Origin of the sequence: Acidovorax sp. SDU_ACID1 (genome assembly GCF_045291395.1) — a bacterium.
Classification (GTDB): domain Bacteria; phylum Pseudomonadota; class Gammaproteobacteria; order Burkholderiales; family Burkholderiaceae_C; genus MR-S7.
Genome location: NZ_CP152342.1, coordinates 3,295,991 through 3,321,561 on the forward strand (window position 1 = coordinate 3,295,991; position 25,571 = coordinate 3,321,561).

General features: G+C 64.0%; 26 protein-coding genes, 2 tRNA genes and 2 pseudogenes. 3 read left to right on the forward strand and 27 right to left on the reverse strand.

Going from position 1 to position 25,571, the window contains the following annotated elements; translation table 11 throughout:
* Positions 1–31: 31 nt before the first annotated feature.
* Both AAG689_RS16115 and AAG689_RS16120 read right to left on the reverse strand, forming a co-directional pair.
* A complete protein-coding gene (locus AAG689_RS16115) occupies positions 32–667 on the reverse strand; it encodes a LysE family translocator (RefSeq protein WP_406622864.1) in 636 nt (211 codons plus the stop codon).
* A gap of 32 nt (positions 668–699) precedes the next feature.
* Complete coding sequence (locus tag AAG689_RS16120; protein ID WP_406622865.1) at positions 700–1,380, reverse strand: ATP-binding cassette domain-containing protein; 681 nt, start codon at positions 1,378–1,380, stop codon at positions 700–702.
* On the opposite strand from AAG689_RS16120, the gene AAG689_RS16125 reads away from it, so the two are divergent.
* The gene (locus AAG689_RS16125) at positions 1,369–1,743 is read left to right on the forward strand and encodes a hypothetical protein (RefSeq protein ID WP_406622866.1); all 375 of its coding nucleotides are present in this window, start codon (positions 1,369–1,371) and stop codon (positions 1,741–1,743) included. The two genes, AAG689_RS16120 and AAG689_RS16125, sit on opposite strands and share 12 nt — an antisense overlap.
* Before the next feature lie 18 nt (positions 1,744–1,761).
* Here AAG689_RS16125 and AAG689_RS16130 read toward each other — a convergent pair whose 3' ends face one another.
* From AAG689_RS16130 to rpsO, 22 genes and pseudogenes are all read right to left on the reverse strand, one after another.
* The gene (locus AAG689_RS16130) at positions 1,762–2,226 is read right to left on the reverse strand and encodes a DUF1178 family protein (RefSeq protein WP_406622867.1); all 465 of its coding nucleotides are present in this window, start codon (positions 2,224–2,226) and stop codon (positions 1,762–1,764) included.
* Positions 2,223–2,561 (reverse strand): DUF2818 family protein, encoded by a 339-nt coding sequence (locus AAG689_RS16135; protein WP_406622868.1) that lies wholly within the window; start codon positions 2,559–2,561, stop codon positions 2,223–2,225. The genes AAG689_RS16130 and AAG689_RS16135 overlap by 4 nt, the downstream gene beginning before the upstream one ends.
* An 18-nt stretch (positions 2,562–2,579) precedes the next feature.
* The gene (nuoN, locus tag AAG689_RS16140) at positions 2,580–4,073 is read right to left on the reverse strand and encodes an NADH-quinone oxidoreductase subunit NuoN (RefSeq protein WP_020226921.1); all 1,494 of its coding nucleotides are present in this window, start codon (positions 4,071–4,073) and stop codon (positions 2,580–2,582) included.
* Between the two features lie 24 nt (positions 4,074–4,097).
* The gene (locus AAG689_RS16145) at positions 4,098–5,573 is read right to left on the reverse strand and encodes an NADH-quinone oxidoreductase subunit M (RefSeq protein ID WP_406622869.1); all 1,476 of its coding nucleotides are present in this window, start codon (positions 5,571–5,573) and stop codon (positions 4,098–4,100) included.
* 13 nt (positions 5,574–5,586) lie between these two features.
* Positions 5,587–7,596 (reverse strand): NADH-quinone oxidoreductase subunit L, encoded by a 2,010-nt coding sequence (nuoL, locus tag AAG689_RS16150; protein WP_406622870.1) that lies wholly within the window; start codon positions 7,594–7,596, stop codon positions 5,587–5,589.
* A 30-nt stretch (positions 7,597–7,626) separates the two neighbouring features.
* Complete coding sequence (gene nuoK, locus AAG689_RS16155; RefSeq protein ID WP_020226918.1) at positions 7,627–7,935, reverse strand: NADH-quinone oxidoreductase subunit NuoK; 309 nt, start codon at positions 7,933–7,935, stop codon at positions 7,627–7,629.
* Complete coding sequence (locus AAG689_RS16160; RefSeq protein WP_020226917.1) at positions 7,932–8,588, reverse strand: NADH-quinone oxidoreductase subunit J; 657 nt, start codon at positions 8,586–8,588, stop codon at positions 7,932–7,934. The genes nuoK and AAG689_RS16160 overlap by 4 nt, the downstream gene beginning before the upstream one ends.
* Positions 8,589–8,627: 39 nt before the next feature.
* Positions 8,628–9,140 carry an NADH-quinone oxidoreductase subunit NuoI gene (gene nuoI, locus AAG689_RS16165; protein ID WP_020226916.1) on the reverse strand — a complete coding sequence of 171 codons (513 nt, stop codon included), beginning with the start codon at positions 9,138–9,140 and terminating at the stop codon, positions 8,628–8,630.
* A 12-nt stretch (positions 9,141–9,152) separates the two neighbouring features.
* The gene (gene nuoH, locus AAG689_RS16170) at positions 9,153–10,229 is read right to left on the reverse strand and encodes an NADH-quinone oxidoreductase subunit NuoH (RefSeq protein WP_020226915.1); all 1,077 of its coding nucleotides are present in this window, start codon (positions 10,227–10,229) and stop codon (positions 9,153–9,155) included.
* Complete coding sequence (nuoG, locus tag AAG689_RS16175; protein ID WP_406622871.1) at positions 10,226–12,361, reverse strand: NADH-quinone oxidoreductase subunit NuoG; 2,136 nt, start codon at positions 12,359–12,361, stop codon at positions 10,226–10,228. Before nuoG ends, nuoH begins: the two co-directional genes overlap by 4 nt.
* A 16-nt stretch (positions 12,362–12,377) precedes the next feature.
* Entirely contained in the window at positions 12,378–13,739 is a 1,362-nt protein-coding gene (nuoF, locus tag AAG689_RS16180) for an NADH-quinone oxidoreductase subunit NuoF (RefSeq protein WP_406622872.1), read from the reverse strand.
* Positions 13,736–14,227 carry an NADH-quinone oxidoreductase subunit NuoE gene (gene nuoE, locus AAG689_RS16185; protein WP_020226912.1) on the reverse strand — a complete coding sequence of 164 codons (492 nt, stop codon included), beginning with the start codon at positions 14,225–14,227 and terminating at the stop codon, positions 13,736–13,738. Before nuoE ends, nuoF begins: the two co-directional genes overlap by 4 nt.
* Complete coding sequence (locus AAG689_RS16190; protein ID WP_406622873.1) at positions 14,224–15,477, reverse strand: NADH-quinone oxidoreductase subunit D; 1,254 nt, start codon at positions 15,475–15,477, stop codon at positions 14,224–14,226. The genes nuoE and AAG689_RS16190 overlap by 4 nt, the downstream gene beginning before the upstream one ends.
* 27 nt (positions 15,478–15,504) lie before the next feature.
* On the reverse strand, positions 15,505–16,113 hold the full coding sequence (locus AAG689_RS16195; RefSeq protein ID WP_406622874.1) for an NADH-quinone oxidoreductase subunit C: 609 nt from the start codon (positions 16,111–16,113) through the stop codon (positions 15,505–15,507).
* Positions 16,114–16,122: 9 nt separating this feature from the next.
* Positions 16,123–16,600: pseudogene (locus AAG689_RS16200) on the reverse strand (NuoB/complex I 20 kDa subunit family protein).
* A gap of 25 nt (positions 16,601–16,625) precedes the next feature.
* Positions 16,626–16,985, reverse strand: a complete 360-nt coding sequence (locus AAG689_RS16205; RefSeq protein WP_020226908.1) for an NADH-quinone oxidoreductase subunit A — start codon at positions 16,983–16,985, stop codon at positions 16,626–16,628.
* Positions 16,986–17,062: 77 nt separating this feature from the next.
* Positions 17,063–17,147, reverse strand: a tRNA-Leu gene (locus tag AAG689_RS16210).
* Positions 17,148–17,282: 135 nt separating this feature from the next.
* Positions 17,283–17,660, reverse strand: coding sequence for a preprotein translocase subunit SecG (gene secG / locus AAG689_RS16215; protein ID WP_406622875.1), 378 nt, complete (start codon positions 17,658–17,660; stop codon positions 17,283–17,285).
* Positions 17,661–17,695: 35 nt separating this feature from the next.
* Complete coding sequence (gene tpiA, locus AAG689_RS16220; protein WP_406622876.1) at positions 17,696–18,451, reverse strand: triose-phosphate isomerase; 756 nt, start codon at positions 18,449–18,451, stop codon at positions 17,696–17,698.
* Positions 18,448–19,439 (reverse strand): annotated as a pseudogene (locus AAG689_RS16225) (NAD(P)H-quinone oxidoreductase). The gene tpiA and the pseudogene AAG689_RS16225 overlap by 4 nt, the downstream one beginning before the upstream one ends.
* A gap of 92 nt (positions 19,440–19,531) precedes the next feature.
* On the reverse strand, positions 19,532–21,772 hold the full coding sequence (gene pnp, locus AAG689_RS16230) for a polyribonucleotide nucleotidyltransferase (protein ID WP_406622877.1): 2,241 nt from the start codon (positions 21,770–21,772) through the stop codon (positions 19,532–19,534).
* A 207-nt stretch (positions 21,773–21,979) separates the two neighbouring features.
* Positions 21,980–22,246 (reverse strand): 30S ribosomal protein S15, encoded by a 267-nt coding sequence (gene rpsO, locus AAG689_RS16235; protein ID WP_024000822.1) that lies wholly within the window; start codon positions 22,244–22,246, stop codon positions 21,980–21,982.
* 211 nt (positions 22,247–22,457) lie between these two features.
* Here rpsO and AAG689_RS16240 point away from each other — a divergent pair, with 211 nt between their 5' ends.
* Positions 22,458–22,736, forward strand: a complete 279-nt coding sequence (locus AAG689_RS16240) for a hypothetical protein (protein WP_406622878.1) — start codon at positions 22,458–22,460, stop codon at positions 22,734–22,736.
* 146 nt (positions 22,737–22,882) lie between these two features.
* Positions 22,883–22,959 (forward strand) — tRNA-Arg (locus AAG689_RS16245).
* Positions 22,960–23,073: 114 nt separating this feature from the next.
* On the opposite strand, the gene AAG689_RS16250 is transcribed toward AAG689_RS16245, so the two are convergent.
* The 3 genes from AAG689_RS16250 to AAG689_RS16260 all read right to left on the reverse strand — a co-directional run bounded on the left by AAG689_RS16250 (position 23,074) and on the right by AAG689_RS16260 (position 25,305).
* Entirely contained in the window at positions 23,074–23,928 is an 855-nt protein-coding gene (locus tag AAG689_RS16250) for a tyrosine-type recombinase/integrase (protein ID WP_406622879.1), read from the reverse strand.
* 50 nt (positions 23,929–23,978) lie between these two features.
* Positions 23,979–24,950, reverse strand: a complete 972-nt coding sequence (locus AAG689_RS16255; protein ID WP_406626354.1) for a Rha family transcriptional regulator — start codon at positions 24,948–24,950, stop codon at positions 23,979–23,981.
* Between the two features lie 106 nt (positions 24,951–25,056).
* Positions 25,057–25,305 (reverse strand): hypothetical protein, encoded by a 249-nt coding sequence (locus AAG689_RS16260; RefSeq protein WP_406622880.1) that lies wholly within the window; start codon positions 25,303–25,305, stop codon positions 25,057–25,059.
* Between the last annotated feature and the right edge of the window lie 266 nt (positions 25,306–25,571).

Here is a 25,571-nt window from a genome sequence, read left to right on the forward strand (position 1 = left end):
GCCCCCTGCCCTGCTCCCTCGGAAATAGACTTCAGCGGTGGGTGGCCAGCAGCAGGCCGCCCGCTCCCATGAAGAACCCGCCCGTCGCCCGGTTCAACCGCACCACGCCACGCTGCGTGCGGATCACGCGGCGGATCTGCAGCCCGCAGGCTGCATACACCGCGGTGGAAACGAATTCCGCCACCAGATAGACCGCCCCCAGCACCACGAACTGGCGGGCCGCAGGCTGCGCCGGATCGATGAACTGCGGAAAGATGGCAGCGAACAGGATGATCGCCTTGGGGTTGGTAATGCCCAGCAGGAACTCCTGCAAGGCCATCGCGCGCACGGACACGGGCGCCGCCGCGCGGACTGCGGCCTCTGCCCCCTCGGCCAGCGCAGCGCCGCCGAATTCGCGGCTGCGCCAGGCGCGCCAGCCGATCCAGAACAGGTAGACGGCCCCGGCCCATTTCACGGCCGTGAACGCGGCCTCGGACGCAAGGAGCATGGCCCCCAGCCCGATGGCCGAGATGGTGAGGAAGATGGCGAATGCCGCCACCCGGCCCACGGTGGCCAGCAGCGCGGCCCCGACGCCCGCACGGATGCCATTGTTGAGTCCGCAGAAATTATTGGGGCCGGGCGTGAGCGCGATGGCCACGGCGACGGGGGCGAAAAGCAGGGCATCCACGGCAGGGCTCCTGAGGTCAGAAGGCGTGGAGTTTATTCCTTCAGTTCGACGATGTGCCGCCAGGGCAGCGAGCCCAGTGTGTCGTAGTGGGCCACGACCACCGCCCGCGCGGGCCAGCGGGGATCGCTCGCCGCCTCCACCAGCGCAGCCCGCAGATAGGCGATGGAAGGCCGGTCCAGCGCCGCCTCGGGCTCATCCAGCAAGGTCAGAGGCGCACCGCTGGCCAGCGCTGCCGCCAGCAGCACCTTGCGCTGGCTGCCGGTCGAAAGCTGGTGCATGGATTTGTGCAAATGCGGCTCCAGTCCGAAGCCGGACACATGCCTGCGCCAGGCACTGTCGCACCATGTGGGGTACTGCGCGCGCTGGCCGTCCATCCAGCCTTGCGGCGTGACATCGGGCCATGGCGTGCGCGGGTCGCGCCAGAACACCAGTTCGCAGCCTAAAAGGTCCTGCACGCCAGCACCCGGGCCCTGGTATGTCACGGTGCCCGACTGCGGTGCACATTCCCCGGCCAACAGACGCAACAGGCTGGTCTTGCCCACACCCTCGCCGCCGAGCACCAACGACAGCCCTGCAGGAAAATCCGCATTCCAGTCCGTGAATAGAGGCCGCGCCGCAAAGCCGAAGCACAGGTTCCGCACCTTCAGCACCGCAAGGGAAGCGCTTTCTTTCACTTCAAGCATGGTTTTTTCTTCCTCATCATGGCATTGCATTTTCTGGAATTCGATTACAGCGAAGACAACGAGGGCACCTGCACATGGGACGCGCTGGCCAGCGCCACAGCCGAGCGCCTGCCCGAACTGTTGCGAGAGATCACGGCCCTGCTGGCCTGGGCCTGCGCAGAATTCGGCGAGCAGCGCGGCTCTCTGGATGACGGTGGGCTCTGGGACTACGACCTGCAATGCGAGCGCGGCGACCATGCCCTGCAGCCTCTTGCCTATGACCCTGGAGCGCATCTTCTGCGCGCTCTGCCACCAGTCCAGGCCGGCGAGCGCGTGACACTGTCCTTGTCCATCAGCGGCACACCGGCTTTCGCGGCGCCATTTGCCGAGCGCTTCGGGCTGCCCTCGCCTTGACGCGCACTGCGCACAGGGCTATTGCAACGGTTCCTTGGCAGCCTCGGGCAGCAACAGGGGCAGAACGGCAATGCCCTCGTCCAGCAATTCCGCGGTTTCCTGCGCGGAGGCCTGTCCACGGATGCCGCGCTCCTCGACCTCGCCATAGTGCATGCGCCGTGCCTCGGCAGCAAAACGGCTGCCCACATCCTCGGTCCCGGCGATGATGCGTCGCGCCATCTGCAGCCACACCGCCTGCAGTGCCTGCGGAGAGGGAACAGAGGCGGGGTCGGCACTGGAGGACGCAGGCAGCGCCTCCCGGGGCGCATCCGCTGACGCGCGGAGATTCAGGCGCGGTGCACTCAGCCCCTTGCGGATCTCCTCGCTGCCGCACAGGGGGCATTGCACGAGCCCACGCGCGTGCTGGCTCCGGAAATCATCTTCCGATGCAAACCAGCCTTCGAACGCGTGGCCCAGGGGACAGAGCAGGTCGAGGACCTTCATTCCAGCGCTCCGTCAATCCGCCGCAGCGCCCCGCCTCCTCGGCGCATCAGGTAGCGGTAGACGAATCCGGGAAAGGCCAGGGTGAGGAACAAGGTCGCCGTGACGGCATAGAACTCCCAGCCCTGGGCCGCGATCTGCCCCGCGCGCTTCTCGATCAGCAGCGCAATGCCGCCCACCACGAAGTACAGCAGCACCAGTTCCAACAGGCGCAGGGCCAGGGGCTTCGCGGCACGCACGCGCGGCCCCACCAGCAGCCAGCGCTCGGTCAGAAATGGCAGATTGGCCGCCACCAGGGCGGCCACGATCACGAGCCAGATGGCTGCCGTCTGGGACATGCGGCGCGCGCCGATGGATCAGGTCGCCAGCGCGCGCACGATGGCATCGGCGCACAGAGACATCAGGCCGCCCGGCAGCAGGCCCAGGATCAGCACCAGCGCGCCGTTCACGGTCAGCACCATGCGCACGTCCAGCGGGGCGGAGACGCTCGTCGCGGTGAGGGGCGCATCGAAATACATCACCTTCACAACGCGCAGGTAGTAGAAGGCGCCGATGAGCGACATCATCACCGCGAACACGGCCAGACCGATGTGGAAGGCCTGGCCCGAGGCCACGAGCGCCTGCAGCACCGCCAGCTTGGCATAGAAGCCCACCAGCGGCGGGATGCCTGCCATGGAGAACAGGCACACGGCCATCACGCCGGCATAGAGAGGGCTGCGCTGGTTGAGCCCGGCGAAGTCGGAGATCTCTTCGCTTTCAAAGCCTTCGCGGGCCAGCAGCAAGATCACGCCGAACGCCGCCAGCGTGGTCAGCACATAGGTCACCACGTAGAACATGGCGGAGCTATAGGCGTTCTCGACGGCATTGGCATCCACGTTGCCGTGCACCACGCCCGACATCAACCCCAGCAGCACGAAGCCCATCTGCGAAATGGTCGAATACGCCAGCATGCGCTTGAGGTTGGTCTGCATGATGGCGGCCAGGTTGCCCACCAGCAGCGATCCGATGGCCAGGACGGCCAGCATCTGCTGCCAGTCGATGGCCAGCGGCAGCAGCCCGTCCACGAGCAGGCGGATCGCCATGGCGAACGCCGCCAGCTTGGGGGCGCCGCCGATAACCAGCGTCACGGCCGTGGGAGCGCCCTGGTACACGTCGGGAATCCACATGTGGAAAGGCACCACGCCCAGCTTGAATGCCAGCCCCGCCACGACGAACACCAGGCCGAACACCAGCACCTGGTGGCGGATCTGACCTGCATTGATGGCCTTGAACACTTGGCCGATATCCAGGGAACCCGTGGCGCCGTACAGCATGGACAGGCCATAGAGCAGGAAACCGCTGGCCATGGCGCCGAGCACGAAGTACTTCATCGCCGCTTCGGTCGCGGTCACGTTGTCACGGCGCAGCGCCACGAGCGCATAGCTCGACAGCGTGAGCAGTTCCAGCCCCAGGTAGATCACCAGGAAGTTGTTGGCCGAGATCATCACGAAGATGCCCAGCAGCGCCAGCATGCACAGCGTGAACAGCTCGCCGCCGCGCAGCATGTCACGGTCCGCTGCATAGGGACGGCCGTAGACCAGCGTGACCATCATGGCCACCGTGGCGAAGCACTTGAGCCAGTTGCCCATGGCGTCGCTCACCACCATGTTCCCCCAGCCGTAGAAAGTGTTGCCGCTGCTGGCGTACATGGCCTGCAGCACGGCGACCACGGCGAGCGTGAGCATGGTCAGCACATAGGTGCCCGTGCGCCGCGGGCTGGTGACGCCCAGGTCCACCAGGGCGATCACGCATGCCATGACCAGCAGTACGATCTCGGGGTAAATCGCCAGCCAGCTGATGTTGTCAATCATCTCGTATCTCTCGGTTCAGTCTGGTCAGTGGAGCTTGGACTGCGCCACGTGCTTGAGCAGTTCCGCGACGGACGCGTCCATCACATCGGTGAAGGGCTTGGGATAGATGCCCATGTACAGCACGGCGATCGCCAGAAGCGCCAGCACGAGGAACTCTCGGGAATTGATGTCGCTGAGGCCGCGCACGTCGTCGTTGGCGACCGGGCCCAGGTAGACGCGCTTGTACATCCAGAGCGTGTAGCTGGCGCCCAGGATCAGCGCTGTGCCGGCGCCCAGGCCGATCCAGAAGTCGAACTTCACCGCGGCGATGATCACCATCCATTCGCCCACGAATCCGGCCGTCGCGGGCAGGCCGCAGTTGGCCATGGCGAACAGCAGCGCGAACGCGGTGAAGCGGGGCATGGTATTGACCACGCCGCCATAGGAGGCGATCTCCCGCGAATGCACGCGGTCGTAGAGCACGCCGATGCACAGGAACATCGCGCCGGACACGAAGCCGTGGGCGATCATCTGCACCAGACCGCCGGACACGCCCAGATCGTTGAACACGAAGAAGCCCAGCGTGACGAACCCCATGTGCGCCACCGACGAATACGCCACCAGCTTCTTCATGTCCTTCTGCACCATGGCCACCAGGCCCACGTAGATCACCGCGACCAGGGACAGGGTGATCATCAGCCAGGCCCATTTGTGGGCCGCGTCGGGAGCGATCGGCATGGAGAAGCGCAGGAAGCCATAGGCGCCCAGCTTCAGCATGATGGCGGCCAGCACGGCGGAGCCGCCCGTGGGCGCCTCCACGTGCACATCCGGCAGCCAGGTGTGCACCGGCCACATCGGCACCTTCACCGCGAACGCAGCGAAGAACGCGAAGAACAGCAGGGTTTGCGCCGTCGCGGACAGCGGCAGCTTGTGCCAGGTGGCGATGTCGAAGCTGCCGCCCGACTGGTTGTAGAGGTAGATGAACGCGATCAGCGTCAGCAGCGAGCCCAGCAGCGTGTACAGGAAGAACTTGAACGCGGCATAGATCTTGTTCGGACCGCCCCAGATACCGATGATCAGGTACATGGGGATCAGCGTGGCCTCGAAGAACACGTAGAACAGCATGCCGTCGAGCGCGCTGAACACGCCGATCATCAGGCCCGACAGGATCAGGAACGCACCCATGTACTGGTTCACGCGCTCGGTGATCGACTCCCAGGAAGCAATGACCACGATGACGGTGATGAACGCCGTCAGCGGCACGAACCACATGGAGATGCCGTCCACGCCCAGGTGGTAGTAGACGTTGAAGCGCTCGATCCACTGCGCCTTCTCCACGAACTGCGCAGCGGCGCTGCCCGTATCGAAACCGCTGATGAGCGGCACCGTGACGGCCAGGCCGATCAGTGCGCCGACCAGCGCGAGCCAGCGAACGACGCGCGCATGCTCATCGCGCCCGAGCGCCAGCAGAAGGACGCCAAACGCGATGGGCGTCCAAATGGCAAGACTCAACAAACCCATTTGTTTTCTTCTCCTACTTGTTGAGCCACACGAAATACGTCATGAGCGCGAACACGCCCAGAATCATGACCAGCGCATAGTGGTAGATGTAGCCGGACTGCACCCAGCGCACGAGGCCCGCGATGCGGCCCACGAGCTTCCACGAGCCGTTCACGATGCCGCCGTCGATCACGCCCTGGTCGCCGCCCTTCCACAGCACGACGCCGAGGCCGCGTGCGCCGCGGGCGATGATGTTCTCGTTGATCCAGTCGAGGTAGTACTTGTTCTCGAACAGCGTGTATATCGGCTGGAAGATGCGCTTGATCGCGGCAGGCAGCGCCGGGTTGATCATGTACATGTAATAGGAGGCCGCGACACCGGCCAGCGCCAGCCAGAACGGAGCTGTCTGCAGGCCGTGGGCCGCCATCGCCAGCGGGCCGTGGAAGATACTGGCCAGCTCCGCCATGGCGGGATGCTTGGCCGCATCGACGAAGATCACGTCCTTGAAGAAATCGCCGAACAGCATCGGCTGGATGTACATGAAGCCGATGACTACCGAGGGGATCGCCAGCAGGATCAGCGGCACCGTCACCACCCAGGGGGATTCGTGCGGCTTGGCGTCATGGCCGTGGTGGTCGTCATGGTGCGCGTCGGGGTTCTGGTCGTAGCGTTCCTTGCCATGGAAGACCAGGAAATACATGCGGAACGAGTAGAACGCCGTCACGAACACACCTGCCAGCACGGCGAAGTGTGCGAAGCCTGCGGCGGGCAGCGTGCTGGCGTGCACGGCCTCGATGATGCTGTCCTTGGAATAGAAGCCCGAGAACAGCGGCGTACCAATCAGCGCGAGCGAACCCAGCAGCGATGTGATCCAGGTGATGGGCATGTACTTGCGCACGCCACCCATCCAGCGGATGTCCTGGTTGTGGTGCATGCCCATGATCACGGAACCCGCGCCGAGGAACAGCAATGCCTTGAAGAAGGCGTGCGTCATCAGGTGGAACACGGCCACCGAATAGGCCGACGCACCCAGCGCCACGGTCATGTAGCCGAGCTGCGACAGCGTGGAGTACGCCACCACGCGCTTGATGTCGTTCTGGATGATGCCGAGAAAGCCCATGAACAGGGCCGTGATCGCGCCGATCACGAGGATGAAGTTCAGTGCCGTGTCGGATAGCTCGAACAGCGGCGACATGCGCGAGACCATGAAGATGCCGGCTGTCACCATGGTAGCGGCGTGGATCAGCGCGGAGATCGGGGTCGGGCCTTCCATCGAATCGGGCAGCCACACGTGCAGCGGGAATTGCGCGGACTTGCCCATTGCCCCGATGAACAGGCAGATGCAGATCACGGTGATCAGCATCCAGTTGGTGCCAGGGAAGCCGATGCTGCCCAGTTCGCCCGCCTTGGCGAAGATTTCGCTGTAGTTGAACGTGCCCGCATACGCTGCGATCAGGCCGATGCCGAGGATGAAGCCGAAGTCACCCACGCGGTTGACCAGGAAAGCCTTCATGTTCGCGAAGATCGCCGTCTGCTTGTTGAACCAGAAACCGATCAGCAGGTAGGACACCAGGCCCACAGCCTCCCAGCCGAAGAACAGCTGCAGCAGGTTGTTGCTCATGACCAGCATGAGCATCGAGAAAGTGAACAGCGAGATATAGGAGAAGAAACGGTTGTAGCCCTCGTCCTCCTCCATGTAGCCGATCGTGTAGATGTGCACCATGAGCGAGACGAACGTCACCACGCACATCATCATGGCGGTCAGGCTGTCGATGAGGAAGCCGACTTCCATCTTCAGGCCGCCCACCACCATCCACGTGTAGATGGTTTCGTTGAAGCGCGCGCCCTCCAGGCCAACGCTCTTGAGCGTCATGGCCGACAGCACGAAGGCCACCAGCACGCCCAGAATGGTCAGCGTGTGGGAGAGGCGGCGGCCGATCCGGTTGCCACCGAACGCCGTGCCGAAGATACCAGCGAGCGCGGAGCCCGCAAGCGGCGCGAGGGGCACCGCCAGCAGGGTCGAAGCAGAAAGGGTTTGACTCATTCTTGAGAACCTTGCAAGTACCGAGAGGCCTCAACCCTTGAGGGTGTTGAGTTCGTCCGCGTTGATGCTGGACTTGTTACGGAACAGCAGCACCAGGATGGCCAGGCCGATGGCAGACTCGGCTGCCGCCACTGTCAGGATGAAGAACACGAACACCTGCCCGTGCATGTCGCCCAGGTAGTGCGAGAAGGCCACAAAATTGATGTTCACAGCCAGCAGCATCAGTTCGATCGCCATGAGCAGGACGATCAGGTTCTTGCGGTTCAGGAAGATGCCGATCACCGCCATGGCGAACAGCATCGCGCCCAGCGAGAGGAAATGTCCCAGCGTCAGTGTCATTGCTTGCTCTCCTCGCCAGTTGCCTGTGCAGCAGGCGCCTGGGTGACGGGCATGTTGACGATCACCACGCGGTCGCTGGCGCGCACGCGCACCTGCTCCGCGGGGTTGATCGCCTTGGAATCCTTGCGCTCGCGCAGCGTGAGCGCAATGGCGGCGATCATGGCCACCAGCAAAATCACGGCCGCCACTTCCACGGGATAGATGTACTCGGTATAGAGCAGCTTGCCCAGGGCCTTGGTGTTGGAGTACGGCACGACCTTGCCCGCTGCATCGACTACGGCAGCCACGGCCTTGGGCTCTTCCATGCCCCGGAAACCAGTCATCAGCACGGCGGCCATTTCGAAGGCGATCAGGGCACCGATGAAGGCTGCCAGGGGAAAGTGCTTCCAGAAGCCTCGCCGCATCGCGTCGATACGGATGTCCAGCATCATCACGACGAAAAGGAACAGCACCATCACCGCACCCAGGTAGACAAGCACCAGTGTGATGGCGAGGAATTCGGCCTTCAGCAGCAGCCACACGCCCGCGGCTTGCGAAAAGGCAAGAATCAGATGCAGCACGGCGTGCACGGGATTGCGCGCCGTGATCACCCGGAAGGCCGCATACAGCAGCACTACCGAGAACAGATAGAAGAAACCGGTCTTGGCGTCCATGAATCGGGTCTTTTCAAAAGTTCAGGCTTGACGGCCCGATCAACGGTACTTGGCATCCGCCGCCTTGGCGGCAGCGATCTCGGGTTCGTAGCGGTCACCGACGGCCAGCAGCATGTCCTTGGTGAAATACAGGTCACCACGCTTTTCACCGTGGTACTCGAAGATCTGCGTCTCCACGATGGAGTCCACCGGGCAGCTTTCCTCGCAAAAGCCGCAGAAGATGCATTTGGTCAGGTCGATGTCGTAGCGCGTTGTGCGGCGGGAGCCGTCGGCACGCACGTCGGATTCGATGGTGATCGCCAGGGCCGGGCAGACAGCCTCGCAGAGCTTGCAGGCGATGCAGCGCTCCTCGCCGTTGTCGTAACGGCGCAGTGCATGCAGGCCGCGGAAGCGCGGCGAAAGAGGTGTCTTTTCCTCGGGGAATTCCACCGTCACCTTGCGGCGGAAGGTGTAGCGCCCCGTCAGGGCCATGCCCTTGGCGAGTTCCCAGAGCATGAAGCTCTTGAAGAAGTCCTTGATGGAGAAAGATGCAGGAGCAGCGATAGCAGCCATGGATGTCCCCGCTTATTTCCAGATGTTCCAGGGCGACAGCAGCCAGGCGCCCACGATCAGCAGCCACACCAGGGTGACCGGAATGAAGATCTTCCAGCCCAGACGCATGATCTGGTCATAGCGGAAGCGCGGGAATGTGGCGCGGATCCAGATGAACATGGACACCACCAGGAAGGTCTTGATGCCCAGCCAGATCCAGCCCGGGATGAATGCCAGGACCTCGATGGGAGGCAGCCAGCCCCCGAGGAACATGATCACCGCCAGGATGGACACCAGCCACATGCTGGCGTATTCGGCCAGGAAGAAGACGGCGAAGCCCATGCCGGAGTACTCGACCATGTGGCCGGCCACGATCTCGGCCTCACCTTCCACCACGTCGAAGGGATGGCGGTTCACCTCCGCCACGCCGGAAATCAGGTAGACCAGGAAGATCGGCAGCAGGGGCAGCCAGTTCCAGGACAGGAAATTCAGGCCCATGCCCGCCATCGTCCCGTGGCCCTGGCCCAGCACGATGTCCGTCAGGTTCATGCTGCCCGACACCATGATCACCACCAGGAAGCAGAAGCCCATGGCGATTTCGTAGCTCACCATCTGCGCCGAGGCGCGCAGGGCGCCCAGGAAGGCGTACTTGGAGTTGGATGCCCAGCCTGCGATGATCACGCCATACACCTCGATGGAGGTAATGGCCATGATGAGCAGCAAGCCTGCGTTGACATTGGCCAGCGCCACGTCGGGCCCGAAGGGAATGGCCACCCAGGCAGCCAAGGCCGGCATGATGGCCATCACGGGGCCGAGATAGAACAGCCCCTTGGCGGCGGCCGTAGGCTGGATCAGTTCCTTGGTGATCAGCTTGAGGCCGTCGGCCAACGGCTGCAGCAGGCCGAAGGGCCCCACGCGGTTGGGCCCGAAGCGCACCTGCATGAAGCCGAGCAGTTTGCGCTCCCATAGCGTCAGATAAGCCACCGCCCCCATCAGCGGCGCGACGATGCAGACGATCTTGATCAGGTTCCAGAGGACGGGCCACACCACGCCGGTCCACCAGCCGGCCGCGACCAGGTTCAGGCCTCCGTTATAGAGGGCGTCGATCATGCTGCGGCTCCTTCACGTGCCGTCCGCGCGTCGGCGGTCAATTGCAGCGACGGTGCGCGGCGCACCAGGCTGTCGAGCTGATAGATGCCGGCAACCACCGGCTCTGCGCATTCCACCGACATCTGGATGTCGGCGCTGGTGGCATTGCTCAGGCACTCGGCAGGCAATTGGGTGACGTCTCCCGCCGGTTTGCCCGTGGCAGCGGCCAGCACGTCCTGGGACGCCTCGTAGTCCATGCCCTCCATGCCCAGGAGATTGCCCAGCACGCGCAGCACCTTCCACGCAGGGCGCGCCTCGCCTGCAGGCTTGACCACCGCATGGAAACTCTGTAGCCGCCCTTCGGCATTCACGAAACTGCCGGAGGTTTCGGAGAACGGAGCGATGGGCAGCAGCACGTCGCTGAATTCCAGGTTGGTCTTGAAGGGGCTCAGGGTCACGACCATTTCCGCCTGGGCCAGCCCTCGCGCGGCAGCCGCCCCGGGGGCAGAATCGTGCTCGGGCTCGGTATTGAGCAACAGTGCGGCCTTCAGGCCACCGCCCAGCATCTGGGCCGCATGCAAGCCGCCCTGCAGCGGCTGCGCGCCGACAAACTGCGCACCCACGGTATTGGCCGCCTCGGTGAGATAACCCACGGTCGCGCCGGTCTGGGCACCGATCCATTGCGCCAGCGCAAGCAGGCTCGACGCCTGCGCGTGGTGCGCCGCACCGTTGCCCAACAAAATAGCCTTGCGCTCGCCCGACAGCAGCGAAGCAGCCACGGCACGCGCTGCGTCGCCAATGTTGCCTGCTTCCTGGTCGGGAACGGCGATCCCCTTGGCTTCGCCCACGGCAGCCGCCACCTGGGCCAGAGCCCGGGCCCAGCCGGATGCGGGAGCCACCAGCGACTGCGCCACCGGCATGGCCCAGTCATAAGCCGTGCTATTGATCGCATTCACCGAGCACCCCTTGCGGGCCGCCTGGCGGATCCGCTGCGCAAACAGCGGATGGTCCTTGCGCAGGTTGGAGCCCACGACCAGCACGGACTGCAAGGTGCTCAGCGATGCAATGGTCGTGCCCAGCCAACGCACGCCGTCCGCCGGAGTGAAGTCGGCGTGGCGCAGGCGGTGGTCGATGTTGTCGCTACCGAGGCCGCGCACGAGCCTGGATGCCAGGAACAGCTCTTCCAGCGTGCTGTGGGGACTCACCAGGGCGCCAATGCTCTGCGCGCCATGCTCGGCCTTGACACCCTGCAGGCCGTTGGCGACGTATTCCAGCGCAGTTTGCCAATCCACTTCCTTCCACTCGCCGCCCTGCTTGAGCATGGGACGCGTCAGGCGGTCTTCGGAGTTCAGCGCTTCGTAGGAGAAGCGATCACGGTCCGCGATCCAGCACTCGTTCACGTCCTCATTCTCGAGCGGGACGACACGCATCACCTTGTGGTTCTTGACCTGGACGATCAGGTTGGAGCCAGTGGAATCGTGCGGGCTTACGGACTTGCGGCGCGACAGTTCCCACGTGCGGGCACTGTAGCGGAAAGGCTTGCTGGTCAATGCGCCCACCGGGCACAGGTCGACCATGTTGCCCGACAGCTCGGAATCGACCGTGTCGCCGATCACCGTGGTGATCTCGGAGTGCTCGCCACGGTTGACCATGCCGAGTTCCATCACGCCGGCGATCTCCTGGCCGAAGCGCACGCAGCGTGTGCAGTGGATGCAGCGGCTCATCTCCTCCATGGAAATCAGCGGCCCCACGTCCTTGTGCACCACGACGCGCTTTTCCTCGCCATAGCGCGAAGCGCTGCCGCCATAGCCCACGGCCAGATCCTGCAACTGGCACTCGCCGCCCTGATCGCAGATCGGGCAGTCCAGCGGGTGGTTGATGAGCAGGAACTCCATCACCGACTGCTGGGCCTTGATGGCCTTCTCGCTCTTGGTGCGCACGATCATGCCTTGCGTGACCGGCGTGGCGCAGGCAGGCAAGGGCTTGGGCGCCTTCTCCACCTCTACCAGGCACATGCGGCAGTTGGCGGCGATGGAGAGCTTCTTGTGGTAGCAGAAATGGGGAATGTAGGTGCCGGCCTTCTCGGCTGCATGCATCACCATGCAACCTTCGGTGACCTCTACCTTCTGCCCGTCCAGTTCGATTTCAACCATATTGCTTTACTCGCGTTCAGGCGCCGGCGGCAGCGGAACCCTGGGAGGCGGCATTGCGGATCAGCGCCTCGAACTCCGGACGGAAGTGCTTGATCATCGCGCGCACCGGCATCGCGGCGGCATCGCCCAGCGCGCAGATGGTGCGCCCCTGGATGTTGTCGGCCACGGAGTTGAGCAGGTCCAGATCGCCTCCGCGACCTTCGCCGTGCTGGATGCGATGGACTACGCGCCACATCCAGCCGGTGCCCTCGCGGCAAGGCGTGCATTGGCCGCACGATTCGTGCTGGTAGAAGTACGACAGGCGCAGCAGGCTCTCGACCATGCTGCGGGAATCGTCCATCACGATGACGGCGCCCGAACCCAGCATGGACCCTGCCTTGGCGATGGAGTCGTAGTCCATCGTGCATTCCATGATGATGGACGCCGGCAATACGGGCGCGGAGGAGCCGCCCGGGATCACGGCCTTGAGCTGGCGCCCCTTGCGCACGCCGCCCGCCAGTTCCAGCAGCTTGGCGAAAGGCGTGCCTAGCGGAATCTCGTAGTTGCCCGGGCGCTCCACGTCGCCGGAAACGGAGAAGATCTTGGTGCCGCCGTTGTTGGGCTTGCCACACTCCAGGTAGGCCTGTCCGCCGTTGCGGATGATCCAGGGAACGGCCGCGAAGGTTTCGGTGTTGTTGATCGTGGTGGGCTTGCCGTAGAGGCCGAAACTGGCCGGGAATGGCGGCTTGAAGCGCGGCTGGCCCTTCTTGCCTTCGAGCGATTCCAGCAATGCGGTTTCCTCGCCGCAGATGTAGGCGCCGAAGCCGTGGTGGCCATGGAGCTGGAAGCTGAAGCTGCCACCCAGGATGTTGTCGCCCAGATAGCCCGCCGCACGCGCCTCTTCCAGGGCAGCCTCGAAACGCTCGTAGACCTGGAAAATCTCGCCGTGGATGTAGTTGTACCCGACGGAGATGCCCATCGCATACGCCGCGATGATCATGCCCTCGATCACGATGTGCGGGTTGTACATGAGGATGTCGCGGTCCTTGCATGTGCCCGGCTCGCCCTCGTCCGAATTGCACACCAGGTACTTCTGCCCGGGGAACTGGCGGGGCATGAAGCTCCACTTCAGGCCCGTGGGAAAGCCTGCGCCGCCTCGGCCGCGCAGTCCCGACTCCTTGACGGTGGCGATGACCTGGTCCTGCGTCATGCCCTCGCCGCCGTCCCTGCCGAGCAGCTTGCGCAGCGCCTGGTAGCCGCCGCGCGCCTCATAGTCCTTGATGCTCCAGTTGCTGCCGTCCAGACCCGCATAGATCTGCGGGTTGACATGGCGATCGTGGAAGCAGGTCTGTACGCCCGTCGCCTGGAATTGGGACAGGATCTGTGCGGCCGTAGTCATGCCTGCCCCTCCGCGGCGCGCAGGCCGTCCACGAGCTGGTCGAGTTTCTCGTCGTCCATGAAGCTGCACATGCTGCGGTCGTTGACCAGCATCACGGGCGCATCGGCGCAGGCGCCCAGGCATTCGCATTGCTGCAGCGTGAACAGGCCATCCGCCGTGGTCTCGCCCATGGCGATGCCCAGCTTGTGCTCCAGGTGGTGCAGCGCGTCCTGCCCCCGGCGCAGCTGGCATGGCAGGTTGGTGCAGACGGCAAGCTTGTACTTGCCCACCGGCTGCTGGTTGTACATGTTGTAGAAGGTCGTGACCTCGTGCACGGCGATCTGAGGCATGCCCAGGTAGTCGGCGATCACGGCCTCGCTCTCGGCGCTGACCCAGCCCTGCTCCTGCTGCACGATGGACAGGCAGGCCATCACGGCCGACTGCTTCTGATCGGCAGGGTATTTGGCCACTTCGCGGGCGAAACGTTGCTTGGTCGCTTCGGTAATCATCGGTCAATCTCTCCGAACACGATATCCATGGTGCCGATGATGGCCACGGCATCGGCCAGCATGTGGCCGCGCGCCATTTCGTCGAGCGTAGCCAAGTGCACGAAGCCCGGCGCACGGATCTTCAAGCGGTAGGGCTTGTTGGCGCCATCGCTCACCATGTAGATGCCGAATTCGCCCTTGGGGTGCTCCACGGCGGCATAGGCTTCGCCCGCCGGCACGCGGAAACCTTCGGTGAAGAGCTTGAAATGGTGGATCAGCTCTTCCATGTTCGACTTCATGGATTCGCGGGAAGGCGGCGCTACCTTGTGGTTGTCGGTGATGACCGGACCCGGGTTCGCACGCAGCCAGTCCACGCATTGCTTGACGATGCGGTTGGACTCGCGCATCTCGTTCACGCGCACGAGGTAGCGATCGTAGCTGTCGCCGGTCACACCCACGGGAATGTCGAACTCCACGCGGTCGTAGGCATCGTAGGGCTGCTTCTTGCGCAGGTCCCAGGCGATGCCGGAGCCGCGCAGCATGGGGCCGGTCATGCCGAGATTGAGCGCGCGCTCGGGCGGCACCACGCCGATGCCCACCGTGCGCTGCTTCCAGATGCGGTTGTCGGTCAGCAGCGTCTCGTATTCGTCGACGCACTTGGGGAAGCGCCGGGTGAAGTCGTCGATGAAGTCCAGCAGCGAGCCCTGGCGGTTGCGGTTGAGCTCCTCAATGGCCCGCGCGTTCTTGACCTTGCTGACCTTGTACTGCGGCATGCTGTCGGGCAGGTCGCGGTACACGCCGCCCGGGCGGAAGTAGGCCGCATGCATGCGCGCGCCGGAGACGGCCTCGTACATGTCGAACAGGTCTTCGCGCTCGCGGAAGGTGTAGATCAGGATCGTGGAGCTGCCGCAGTCGTTACCGTGCGACCCCAGCCACATCAGGTGGTTCAAGAGGCGCGTGATCTCGCCGAACATCGTGCGGATGTACTTCGCGCGCAGCGGCACCTCGATGCCCAGCAGCTTCTCGATGGCCAGGCAATAGGCCTGCTCGTTGCACATCATGGACACGTAGTCGAGACGGTCCATGTAGGGCAGCGACTGGATATAGGTCTTGCTCTCGGCGAGCTTCTCGGTGGCGCGGTGCAGCAGGCCGATGTGCGGGTCGGCACGCTGCACGACCTCGCCGTCGAGCTCCAGCACCAGTCGCAGCACGCCGTGCGCGGCCGGGTGCTGCGGACCGAAGTTCAGGGAGTAGTTCTTGATTTCAGCCATGGTTGGTCACCTGGGCGGCAGGCCGCCTCAGTGCAGGCCTCCGTACTTGTCTTCGCGGATGATGCGCGGCGTGACCTCGCGCGGCTCGATGCTCACGGGCTCGTAGACCACGCGGCGCTGTTCGGCGTCGTAGCGCATCTCCACATGGCCGGACAGCGGGAAATCCTTGCGGAAGGGATGGCCTATGAAGCCGTAGTCGGTCAGGATGCGGCGCAGGTCGTTGTGGCCATCGAAGACGATGCCGTACAGGTCGAAGGCCTCACGCTCGAACCAGTTGGCGGAATTCCAGATGTCGTTCACCGACGGCACGACGGGAAGGTCGTCATCCGGGCAGAATACCTTCACGCGCACGCGCTGGTTCAGCGTGACCGACAGCAGGTGCGAGACGACTGCGTAACGGGGGCCCTCGGTACCGACGTTGCCGTAGGCCGAGTAGTCGACCCCGCACAGGTCGATAAGTTGCTCGAAACGGCACTGCGGCGCGTCGCGCAGCGTCTGCATGGCTTCGAGGTAGTGTGCCGCGGGGACGATCACGGTCACCTCGTCCAGCGCAATGGTGATCTCGCGCGCCTTGTCGCCCAGGGCGGCGGCGACCGCGTCGCGCAGTTCTTCGGGTCGAATGGCAATGGCAGTCATCGTTTCCCCTCAGACACGCGCAATGGTGTTGGTGCGGCGGATCTTCTGCTGGAGCTGGATGATCCCGTAGATCAGCGCTTCCGCGGTCGGGGGGCAGCCCGGCACATACACGTCCACCGGCACGATACGGTCGCAGCCGCGCGACTGAGTAGCTGTAGTGGTAGTAGCCGCCGCCGTTGGCGCACGAGCCCATGGAGATGACCCAGCGCGGCTCGGCCATCTGGTCGTAGACCTTGCGCAGGGCAGGAGCCATCTTGTTGCAGAGCGTGCCAGCCACGATCATCAGGTCGGACTGGCGCGGGCTGGCGCGGAACACCTCGGCGCCGAAGCGGCCCAGGTCGTAGCGCGCGGCGGCCGCATGCATCATCTCGACGGCGCAACAGGCCAAGCCGAAGGTCATGGGCCAGAGGGATCCGGTCTTGGCCCAGTTCACCACGGAGTCGTAGCTCGTGGTGATGAAGCCTTCCTTCATCACACCTTCAATCATCGTGATATTCCTTGTGTAGCGCCGCTCATTCCCAGTTCAGGGCGCCCTTCTTCCATTCGTAGGCGAAGCCCACCACGAGGATGGCCAGGAAGACCAGCACGGCGGCGAAGCCCGTCACACCCACCTCCTGCAGCGTCACGGCCCAGGGGAAGAGGAAGGCGATTTCCAGATCGAACAGGATGAAGAGGATAGCGACCAGGTAGTAGCGCACGTCGAACTTCATGCGCGCGTCATCGAAGGCCTCGAAGCCGCATTCGTACGGGGAGTTCTTCGCAGCGTCCGGTCGGTTGGGGCCCAGCACGTAGCCCAGCACGAGTGGCACAACACCGACACCGATACCGACCAAGATGAACAGGAGGACGGGGAGGTATTGATCGAGGTTCATCAGGGGACGCGCTCACCGTTGAAAAACCGCCTCGCATGTCCCGCATGCACGGGCCAAGGAGGCGGCCTTTTTGTGATTGGTGCCGTCGGCGAGACTCGAACTCGCACAGCTTTCGCCACTACCCCCTCAAGATAGCGTGTCTACCAATTTCACCACGACGGCTGTTGTATGCGTCTGGATGGCATGAGGACCGGAACGGTTTTGGCTTTCCAGACAATCTGAGATTCTACTCCGGAAAAACCCTGTCACAAAGGACGGGCTGATTTTTTTGTGCGGGCCCGCCCTGCCCGCACGTGCTTACTTGGTCGGAATCTGGGCAGCGCCCGATGCCGGCTCTGCGGCAGGCGCAGGAACGGCGGCCTCCGATGCAGCCGGTGCCGAGGCAGCGGGCGCCACGGCAGCAGGTGTCTCGAGCACGCTGCCTGCGCTGGTCGGGCGCTGGTTGCCGAAATAGGCCAGCGCCAGCGTGGCGACGAAGAACACCGTCGCCAGCACGCCCGTGGTGCGCGACAGGAAGTTGGCACTGCCGCTCGCACCGAACAGGCTGCCGGAGCTGCCGCTGCCAAAGGCAGCCCCCATGTCGGCCCCCTTGCCATGCTGGATGAGGATCAGGCCGATCATGCCCAGGGCGGTCAGCATCTGCACCGCCAGAATCACGTTTACCATTGCATTCATGCTTTACCAACTCCTATATTCATAGCTGCCCGCGCTTATGCACTCTGCGCTGCAGCAATAATTTGCAAGAAATCCTGAGCCTTGAGCGAAGCCCCGCCGACCAGCCCGCCGTCGATGTCGGGCTGGGCCAGCAACTGCGCCGCATTGGCAGCGTTCATGCTGCCGCCGTAGAGTAGCGGCACCTTGTCCGCGCGCTCGGTGGCTGCCGCCAGCTGGGCACGCAGCACCGCATGTACCTGCTGGGCCTGCTCGGGCGTCGCCGTGCGGCCGGTGCCGATGGCCCAGACGGGCTCATAGGCCACCACGAGCTCGCTCACGCAGTGGCCGACGGCATGGATCACGGCGGCCAGCTGACGCTTCACCACCGATTCCGTCTGCCCGTCTTCGCGCTCCTGCAGCGTCTCGCCCACGCAGACGATGGGCGTGATGCCCGCCGCCAGCGCCTTCTGTGCCTTGGCCGCTACCACGGCATCGGTCTCCCCGTGGTACTGGCGGCGTTCGGAGTGCCCGACCAGCACGTAGCGCGCACCGAAGTCGCGCAGCATGCCCGCGGACACTTCGCCCGTGAACGCACCGCTGTCGTGCTGCGACACATCCTGCGCCGCCAGTGCGATCGGCGAGCCGTCGGCCAGCGACTGCACCTGTGCGAGATAAGGCGCGGGCACGGCTACGGCGACGGCGCACGCGGGCGTACCCACGCCCTCGCGCAGCGCCTGCAGCAACGCCGCATTGGCGTCCAGGCTGCCGTTCATCTTCCAGTTGCCGGCAATGAGCTTTCTTTTCTGGTTCATGTCGTCCACGTCAAAACAATCTTGCCCACGTGCGCGTTGGACTCCATCAGCGCATGCGCCCGGGCCGCATCGGCCGCCGCGAACGTGCTGTGGATGACCGGCTTCACGGTCCCCGACGCCAGGAGCGGCCAGACCTGCTCGCGCAGCGCCTGGGCGATCGCCCCCTTGAAGGCCACAGGGCGCGGACGCAGCGTGGAGCCCGTGATGGTCAGGCGCTTGCGCAGCACCAGGCCAGCATTGAACTCGGCCTGCAGGCCGCCCTGGACGGCGATGATGACTACGCGCCCGTCCTCCGCCAAGCACTCCACCTCGCGCGCCACATAGGAGCCCGCAACCATGTCGAGTACCACGTCCACGCCACGGCCTTCGGTGATGCGCCGCGTCTCGGCGACGAAGTCCTGCGTCTTGTAGTTGATGGCATGGTGCGCGCCCAGCGCCAAGCACGCCGCGCACTTGTCGTCGCTGCCTGCGGTGACGATGACGGTCGCGCCCCGCGCGCGCGCCAGCTGGATGGCAGTGACGCCGATGCCGCTGCTGCCCCCTGCACCAGCAGGGTCTCGCCCGGCTGCAGCCGGGCACGGTCGAAGACATTGCTCCAGACCGTGAAGAAGGTTTCAGGCAGCGAGGCGGCCTCCACGTCGCTGAGGCCTTCCGGCACCGGCAGGCACTGGGGCACGGGCGCCACGCACCACTGCGCGTAGCCGCCGCCAGCCACCAGCGCGCACACGCGGTCGCCTACGCGCAGGCCTGCCTGCGCCATGGCCTCGGAATCGCCCGCCTCCACCACGCCGGCCACTTCCAGGCCGGGCAGATCCGACACGCCGGGCGGAGGAGCATAGTTCCCCTTGCGCTGCAGCACGTCGGGACGGTTCACACCGCTGGCCGCAACGCGGATCAGCAGCTCTCCCGGCCCCGGCCGGGGCACCGGTCGCTCGCCCAGGCGCAACCCTTCGGGCGGCCCGAATGCCGCGATCTCCACGGCTTGCATCACAGTCGTCATGGCTTGGACTTTGCTCAATTAAGGGCTACAGCGCTTATTCAGCAAGCGCTGGCAGCTCCTTTATCAATAGCAAACGGTTTTCAGCCGTTCATCTGGCCAGAAGCCGTTCCGGCTTCAGGTGCCTGCTGCTGTTGCTGCTCAGAGGGACCATTGCCGTTGTCACGGCGCGGGCCACGCTCACCGCGTTCGCCACGCTCGGCGGGCGCGGGACGGCCGCTGTCACCCGCAGGACGCTCGGCCAGGGCCTTCATGGACAGCTTCACGCGGCCCTTTTCGTCGGTCTCGAGCACCTTGACCTTGACCACCTGGCCTTCCTGCAGGTAGTCACTGACTTTCTCCACGCGCTCATGGGCGATCTGGCTGATGTGCAGCAGGCCATCCTTGCCGGGCAGCAGGTTGATGAGGGCGCCGAAGTCCAGGATCTTCGTGACCGGGCCTTCGTAGATCTTGCCCACCTCGACCTCGGCCGTGATCTCTTCGATGCGGCGCTTGGCCTCGTCGGCCTTGGCGGCTTCGGTGGCGGCGATGGTGATGGTGCCGTCTTCCTCGATGTTGATCTGGCAGCCGGTCTCGTCCGTCAGTGCGCGGATGGTGGCGCCGCCCTTGCCGATCACGTCGCGGATCTTCTCGGGGTTGATCTTCATCGTGTAGAGCTTGGGTGCGAAGCTGCTGATCTCGGTCTTGGCCTCGCCCATGGCTTCCTGCATCTTGCCCAGGATGTGCATGCGCGCCTCCTTGGCCTGGGCCAGGGCGACCTGCATGATTTCCTTGGTGATGCCCTGGATCTTGATGTCCATCTGCAGGGCGGTGATGCCGTTGGTCGTGCCAGCCACCTTGAAGTCCATGTCGCCCAGGTGGTCCTCGTCGCCCAGGATGTCGGTCAGCACGGCGAAGCGGTTGTCTTCCTTGATCAGGCCCATGGCGATGCCGGCCACGTGTGCCTTCATGGGCACGCCGGCATCCATCAGCGACAGGCAGCCGCCGCAGACCGAGGCCATCGACGAGGAACCGTTGGATTCGGTGATCTCGGACACCACGCGGATCGTATAGGGGAACTCGTCCTTGCTCGGCAGGCAGGCCACCAGGGCACGCTTGGCCAGGCGGCCGTGGCCGACTTCGCGGCGCTTGGTCGAACCCATGCGGCCGACTTCGCCGGTGGCGAAGGGAGGCATGTTGTAGTGGAACAGGAAACGGTCTTCGAACTCGCCAGCCAGTGCGTCGATGCGCTGGGCATCGCGCTCGGTGCCCAGCGTGGAGATCACCAGCGCCTGCGTCTCGCCGCGTGTGAACAGCGCCGAGCCGTGGGTGCGCGGCAGCACGGAATTGCGGATCTCGATGGGGCGCACGGTGCGCGTGTCGCGGCCGTCGATACGCGGCTCGCCGGCCAGGATCTGGCTGCGCACGATCTTGGCTTCGATGTCGAACAGCAGGGCCTCGACCTTGACAGCGTCGAAGTCGGCGCCCTCGGCCTTCAGCGATTCCAGCACCGAAGCCGAGGCTTCGCGCAGGGCCTGCGTACGGGCCTGCTTGCTGCGGATCTGGTAGGCGGCGCGCAGCTTTTCTTCAGCCAGTTGCGTGACCTTGGCGATGAACGGCTCATCCTTGGCAGGAGGCTGCCAGTCCCACACTGGCTTGCCCGCGTCGCGCACCAGCTCATGGATGGCGTTGATGGCGACCTTGCCCTGCTCGTGGCCGAACACCACGGCGCCCAGCATCACGTCTTCGGTCAGTTGCTGCGCCTCGGACTCGACCATCAGCACGGCAACCTCGGTGCCCGCGACGACCAGGTCCATCTGCGAGTTCTTGCGCGCCGTCTGGCCGGGGTTCAGCACGTATTCGCCGTTGATATAGCCCACGCGCGCGGCACCGATCGGGCCGTTGAACGGGATGCCGGAGATGGACAGCGCGGCGCTCACGGCGATCATGGCGGCGATGTCGGCATCCACTTCAGGGTTCAGCGAGATGGTGTGGATGACCACATGCACCTCGTTGTAGAAGCCTTCGGGGAACAGCGGACGGATCGGGCGGTCGATCAGGCGGCTGGTCAGCGTCTCCAGCTCGCTGGGCTTAGCCTCGCGCTTGAAGAAACTGCCGGGAATCTTGCCTGCGGCGTAGGTCTTCTCGATGTAGTCCACCGTCAGGGGGAAGAAGTCCTGGCCGGGCTTGGCGGTCTTGGAGCCGACGACCGTGGCCAGCACCACGGTGTCGTCGATGTTGACCAGCACGGCGCCGGAGGCCTGGCGGGCGATTTCGCCCGTTTCCATCACGACGGTCTTGTCGCCCCACTGGAACGACTTGGTGACTTTGTTGAAAATGCTCATGGTTCAGCTCCTTGCTTCCATATTGATAGCTGGTCGCGCTTGACCAGCAAGGGATGGAGTGCAATTGAAGAACACGATGCCATTCCAGTGATCCTGCCCCGGCAAGGCCATTGGAATGACACAGCTTCGCTCTGCGATTGCGACTCCGAAGTAAAAAACGCCTGAGCTAGTCCACACTAACCCAGGCGTTTTGGCATGCCGGCGTGCTTACTTGCGCAGGCCCAGCTTGGCGATCAGCGCCGTGTAGCGGTCAGCGTCCTTGGCCTTCAGGTAGTCCAGCAGCTTGCGGCGGCGGCTCACCATGCGCAGCAGGCCGCGGCGACCGTGGTGGTCCTTGGCGTGCTGCTTGAAGTGGGGGGTCAGCTCGTTGATACGGGCCGTGAGCAGGGCCACCTGCACTTCGGGGCTGCCCGTGTCGCTGGCGGAACGGGCGTTGGCCTTGACGACTTCTGCCTTGACGGAGGATGCGATCATGATTTTTCCTTGATTGAGAGACAGGGCGCACAGCCCGATCCCGGTTCTACTTGCGCCGGAGGCTGGAAGGGCCGCCAACGTGCGTCTTGCACCATGCAAAACCGGTCGATTATACCGCCAGTCGTTTTTTCGTCCCATCCGGGGTGGTCCCCGCCCCTTTCAGAGCCGCACATCTGCAAGATGGCTGCTTCAGCCATTCTCCGGGTACGCCATGACCACAATGAACCTTTCGCTCTCCGCCACCCGCCTCTTGGGGGCAGCAGCCATCCTCTCCGTGGCATGCATGGCCGACATCGCACATGCCGTGACCAAGAAGACCCGCGAAGCGCAAAGCAGTGCTGCATCCGCACCGAAGAAGTCCCGCTCCGTCAAGATCAAGCAGCAGCAAAACCACTCCGGCGAAACCACTGCCGAGCGAGACCGCAGGCTCTACCGAGAATGCAAGGGCATGCCGAACGCGGGCGCCTGCCTGGGCTACACCAGCCGCTGACAGCGGGCCCTTTTCCCGTGAGCGCAGAAAAAACTGCGCTACAATCCATCCCATCGTCACGATGCCGATCCGCAGAAACTCTGCAATCCCAACAAGTGGCGATTTTTGAAATAGCGTGAAAACTTCGTGCTATAATTCAAAGCTTAGCGGCTGTAGCTCAGCTGGATAGAGTACTTGGCTACGAACCAAGGGGTCGTGGGTTCGATTCCTGCCAGCCGCACCAAACGGTAAGCCCTGGAACTGCAAGGTTCCAGGGCTTTTTCGTTTCCAGGACCGAGGGGCCTAGCCTCACGCTTTGCGTAAGTTTTTGCGTGACTTTCCCAGGCCACGCACCCTTTCAGCCGTTGACCACCCGCAGGAGAGTGGTTCGGTCGAAGGTCTCTTTCACCTTGTTGGCCATCTCGACCAGGCGGGCGATGGTGGCCGTCGCGTAGTGCTGCGGCATCCCCTCGATCGCGTGGCCGAGCAGCAGGGCTCGGTCCTCTTCCGACACGCCGGCATCGCGCAGCCGCTGGGCAAAGGTGTGCCGCAAGTCATGCACGCGCATGCGCTCCAGACCCGCCCCTGCCCTCGCGTTCTGGAAACCCGTGTTGTTCATGGTGGCGATCGGCCGGTAGGCCATTTCCGGCGCCAGGTGGTGGTTCTTCACCCTCTCCCGGCGGTACACGAACACGAACTGCGGGTGCATGCCCCGGCAGCTCTGCACGATCTTCCAGGCCACGTCGTTCAAGATCAGCACATGGGTGCGGTTCGTCTTGAACTCGGCCGGGGGGATCACAAACACACTGCGGCCCAAATCCGGCACAGGCCGCTCCCATTCCCATCGCAGCCTGCAGACATTGGCATCGCGCGCCCCGGTATTCAGGTCGAACAACACCATGTTCTGCAAATGCTCCGGCAAGCGGCGCATCAGCGATGCCTGCTCCTGCCACGTGATGGGGTACGGTTGCCGCCGTGCGGCGTTCTCGTCCAGCATCTCGATCAGCGGCGCGGTGGCCAGCCACGGTTTGCCGTTGGAACGCCACAGGCGGGCAGCACGGTTCAAGATCGTGCGCGCCACCTCCAGCGTTCGGTTCACCGTGGACGGCTTCACCTCGTCCTCATCCAGTCGTTCATCGACAAAAGCCTGTAGAGAGTCGTTGCACACATCGGCGAGAGCCATGCTGCCAATATGAGGCAGCAGCAGATCCACGTGATAGGCCACCGTCTCCAGTGACCGCAATGCCTTTCGCTGGCACTCGATCAGGTACTTTTGTGCAGCAGCCGCAAACAGTTGCTGATCGCCACATCGAAGTTGGTTTTCCCGATAGGCGTCGATCTCGGCTTGGCGTTCTCGGAGCCAAGCTTCCGCGTCGTCCTGGGAGACCTTGCCGAGCCGCTCGAAGATCCGCGTGCCCCGATAGCGCTTATCGACGCTCCGGCTCCCATCGCTGGCAAGCTGGATGCCTTTCGTCCTAGTTCGCATGAAATTGCTCCTTTCTCGGTGCGACTAGGGCGCCCACGAGACTCTTTATAGCGGTTCGCCCAGGCATCCAGTTCCAGGCGGTCGAACGCCTTGCCACGCTTGCCGATGGGAATTCCCGTCAGGTGCGGCCGAACCTCGGCCGTGAACCGGTTGCGATCCATGGCGAGGTAGGCAGGTGCCTTGCTAACGCGTATGAACCTCGGTTCAGCCATCGGCAAGCCCTCCATGCGCAAGAAGGGCTGGAGCATCGGAGCCCAGCAACTGTTCGGCGCTCTCGGTGGGAATGCCGAGGGCGTCATTGATCTGTCGCAGTTGCCAATACAAGTTGCGCTGGGCATGGGGTTGGTCTCTTGGACCAAAGCGGCCATGGTGGAGCGGCTTTGCTTCATCAGTACCATCTTGGAGCGCAGCTTGATCCCGTTGCGGAATTCTTTCTGGCTGTAGAGCGGCGCCACGTACAGCGCCCGCAGCTTGGCTTCCATAGCGTTGAAGGTGGTGATATAGGCCACCTTCCAGCGCATGGCCTCCTTGCCGGTAAACCCCATGGCCAGCAAAGCGAACCCATCACGGGTGATGTGGTACATCGGCTCATCGCGCAAGGCCCCCTTGGGGCCAGGAACCCGGTTGATCGTCAGCTCAAAATTGAGCCGACGATAGTCGTCCGGAATCTCTAGATTTTGGATGGCTCGGATCACGTTTTTGTGCAGCTTGCCGAAATGCGCGGCCACTTGCAGGCTGGTGGCGGTGATCTGGCCGGCTCAGGCTTCCAGGGCTGGAGAGGTGACCATCGGTTGGCGCATCATGCTGCCACCGCCTTTCCCACCGCTGCGGCGCGGGCTGGGCCGCGCCGTGGATTCAGGGGTACAAGCTGGGCACGCGCCCTTCGCTCAAGCTTTCCAGATCGCTGGCGATCTGTTGCAGGTACGCCGTCATGGGGTGCAGCAGACCCGCCAGCATCCCGGTATGGCCGGGGGTGTTGAGCATCACCGCGATGCCCTCGGGCAGAAAGGCCAGTGCCTCGGCCAAGTTGCGCAGGTCGGTCTTGCGATTGATGAGTACGTCTTGCACTGCCAGGGGCAGTTTGCCGGGAAGGGTTTGAGCCATGATGTGGCCTCCTAAGCTTTCGGTTTGCAACAACCGTCGCACCCGCTTCCAAACGGGGGCGGCGGCTCGATGGGTTGGAAGACCGGGAAAGCTTGCGCAAACCGGCAGGGCTTGCGCCCTCCCACCGAGCCACCATAAAACTGGAGGCATAAATAGAGAGAGCCGCTGACCTTGGCGGTTCCATGCGGCTCTTGCCGCAAACTTTCGACAGGCTTCCAAACCCGGCTGCGCCTTTTTCGCGCAGCGGGCGCAGTGTAGTCCCATTC

Excerpts from the sequence above, each read along its gene's own strand:
- nuoN (WP_020226921.1), bottom strand. The coding sequence starts at position 4,073 with ATGATTGACAACATCAGCTGGCTGGCGATTTACCCCGAGATCGTACTG.
- tpiA (WP_406622876.1), bottom strand. The coding sequence starts at position 18,451 with ATGAACCAGAAAAGAAAGCTCATTGCCGGCAACTGGAAGATGAACGGC.
- nuoK (WP_020226918.1), bottom strand. The coding sequence starts at position 7,935 with ATGACACTGACGCTGGGACATTTCCTCTCGCTGGGCGCGATGCTGTTC.
- AAG689_RS16260 (WP_406622880.1), bottom strand. The coding sequence starts at position 25,305 with ATGGCTCAAACCCTTCCCGGCAAACTGCCCCTGGCAGTGCAAGACGTA.
- nuoL (WP_406622870.1), bottom strand. The coding sequence starts at position 7,596 with ATGAGTCAAACCCTTTCTGCTTCGACCCTGCTGGCGGTGCCCCTCGCG.
- secG (WP_406622875.1), bottom strand. The coding sequence starts at position 17,660 with ATGAATGCAATGGTAAACGTGATTCTGGCGGTGCAGATGCTGACCGCC.
- nuoF (WP_406622872.1), bottom strand. The coding sequence starts at position 13,739 with ATGACTACGGCCGCACAGATCCTGTCCCAATTCCAGGCGACGGGCGTA.
- nuoH (WP_020226915.1), bottom strand. The coding sequence starts at position 10,229 with ATGATCGACGCCCTCTATAACGGAGGCCTGAACCTGGTCGCGGCCGGC.
- AAG689_RS16190 (WP_406622873.1), bottom strand. The coding sequence starts at position 15,477 with ATGGCTGAAATCAAGAACTACTCCCTGAACTTCGGTCCGCAGCACCCG.
- nuoI (WP_020226916.1), bottom strand. The coding sequence starts at position 9,140 with ATGGCTGCTATCGCTGCTCCTGCATCTTTCTCCATCAAGGACTTCTTC.
- rpsO (WP_024000822.1), bottom strand. The coding sequence starts at position 22,246 with ATGATCGCATCCTCCGTCAAGGCAGAAGTCGTCAAGGCCAACGCCCGT.
- AAG689_RS16195 (WP_406622874.1), bottom strand. The coding sequence starts at position 16,113 with ATGACTGCCATTGCCATTCGACCCGAAGAACTGCGCGACGCGGTCGCC.
- pnp (WP_406622877.1), bottom strand. The coding sequence starts at position 21,772 with ATGAGCATTTTCAACAAAGTCACCAAGTCGTTCCAGTGGGGCGACAAG.
- AAG689_RS16240 (WP_406622878.1), top strand. The coding sequence starts at position 22,458 with ATGACCACAATGAACCTTTCGCTCTCCGCCACCCGCCTCTTGGGGGCA.
- AAG689_RS16120 (WP_406622865.1), bottom strand. The coding sequence starts at position 1,380 with ATGCAATGCCATGATGAGGAAGAAAAAACCATGCTTGAAGTGAAAGAA.
- AAG689_RS16160 (WP_020226917.1), bottom strand. The coding sequence starts at position 8,588 with ATGGACGCCAAGACCGGTTTCTTCTATCTGTTCTCGGTAGTGCTGCTG.
- nuoG (WP_406622871.1), bottom strand. The coding sequence starts at position 12,361 with ATGGTTGAAATCGAACTGGACGGGCAGAAGGTAGAGGTCACCGAAGGT.
- AAG689_RS16205 (WP_020226908.1), bottom strand. The coding sequence starts at position 16,985 with ATGAACCTCGATCAATACCTCCCCGTCCTCCTGTTCATCTTGGTCGGT.
- AAG689_RS16135 (WP_406622868.1), bottom strand. The coding sequence starts at position 2,561 with ATGTCCCAGACGGCAGCCATCTGGCTCGTGATCGTGGCCGCCCTGGTG.
- AAG689_RS16125 (WP_406622866.1), top strand. The coding sequence starts at position 1,369 with ATGGCATTGCATTTTCTGGAATTCGATTACAGCGAAGACAACGAGGGC.
- nuoE (WP_020226912.1), bottom strand. The coding sequence starts at position 14,227 with ATGATTACCGAAGCGACCAAGCAACGTTTCGCCCGCGAAGTGGCCAAA.
- AAG689_RS16130 (WP_406622867.1), bottom strand. The coding sequence starts at position 2,226 with ATGAAGGTCCTCGACCTGCTCTGTCCCCTGGGCCACGCGTTCGAAGGC.
- AAG689_RS16145 (WP_406622869.1), bottom strand. The coding sequence starts at position 5,573 with ATGGGTTTGTTGAGTCTTGCCATTTGGACGCCCATCGCGTTTGGCGTC.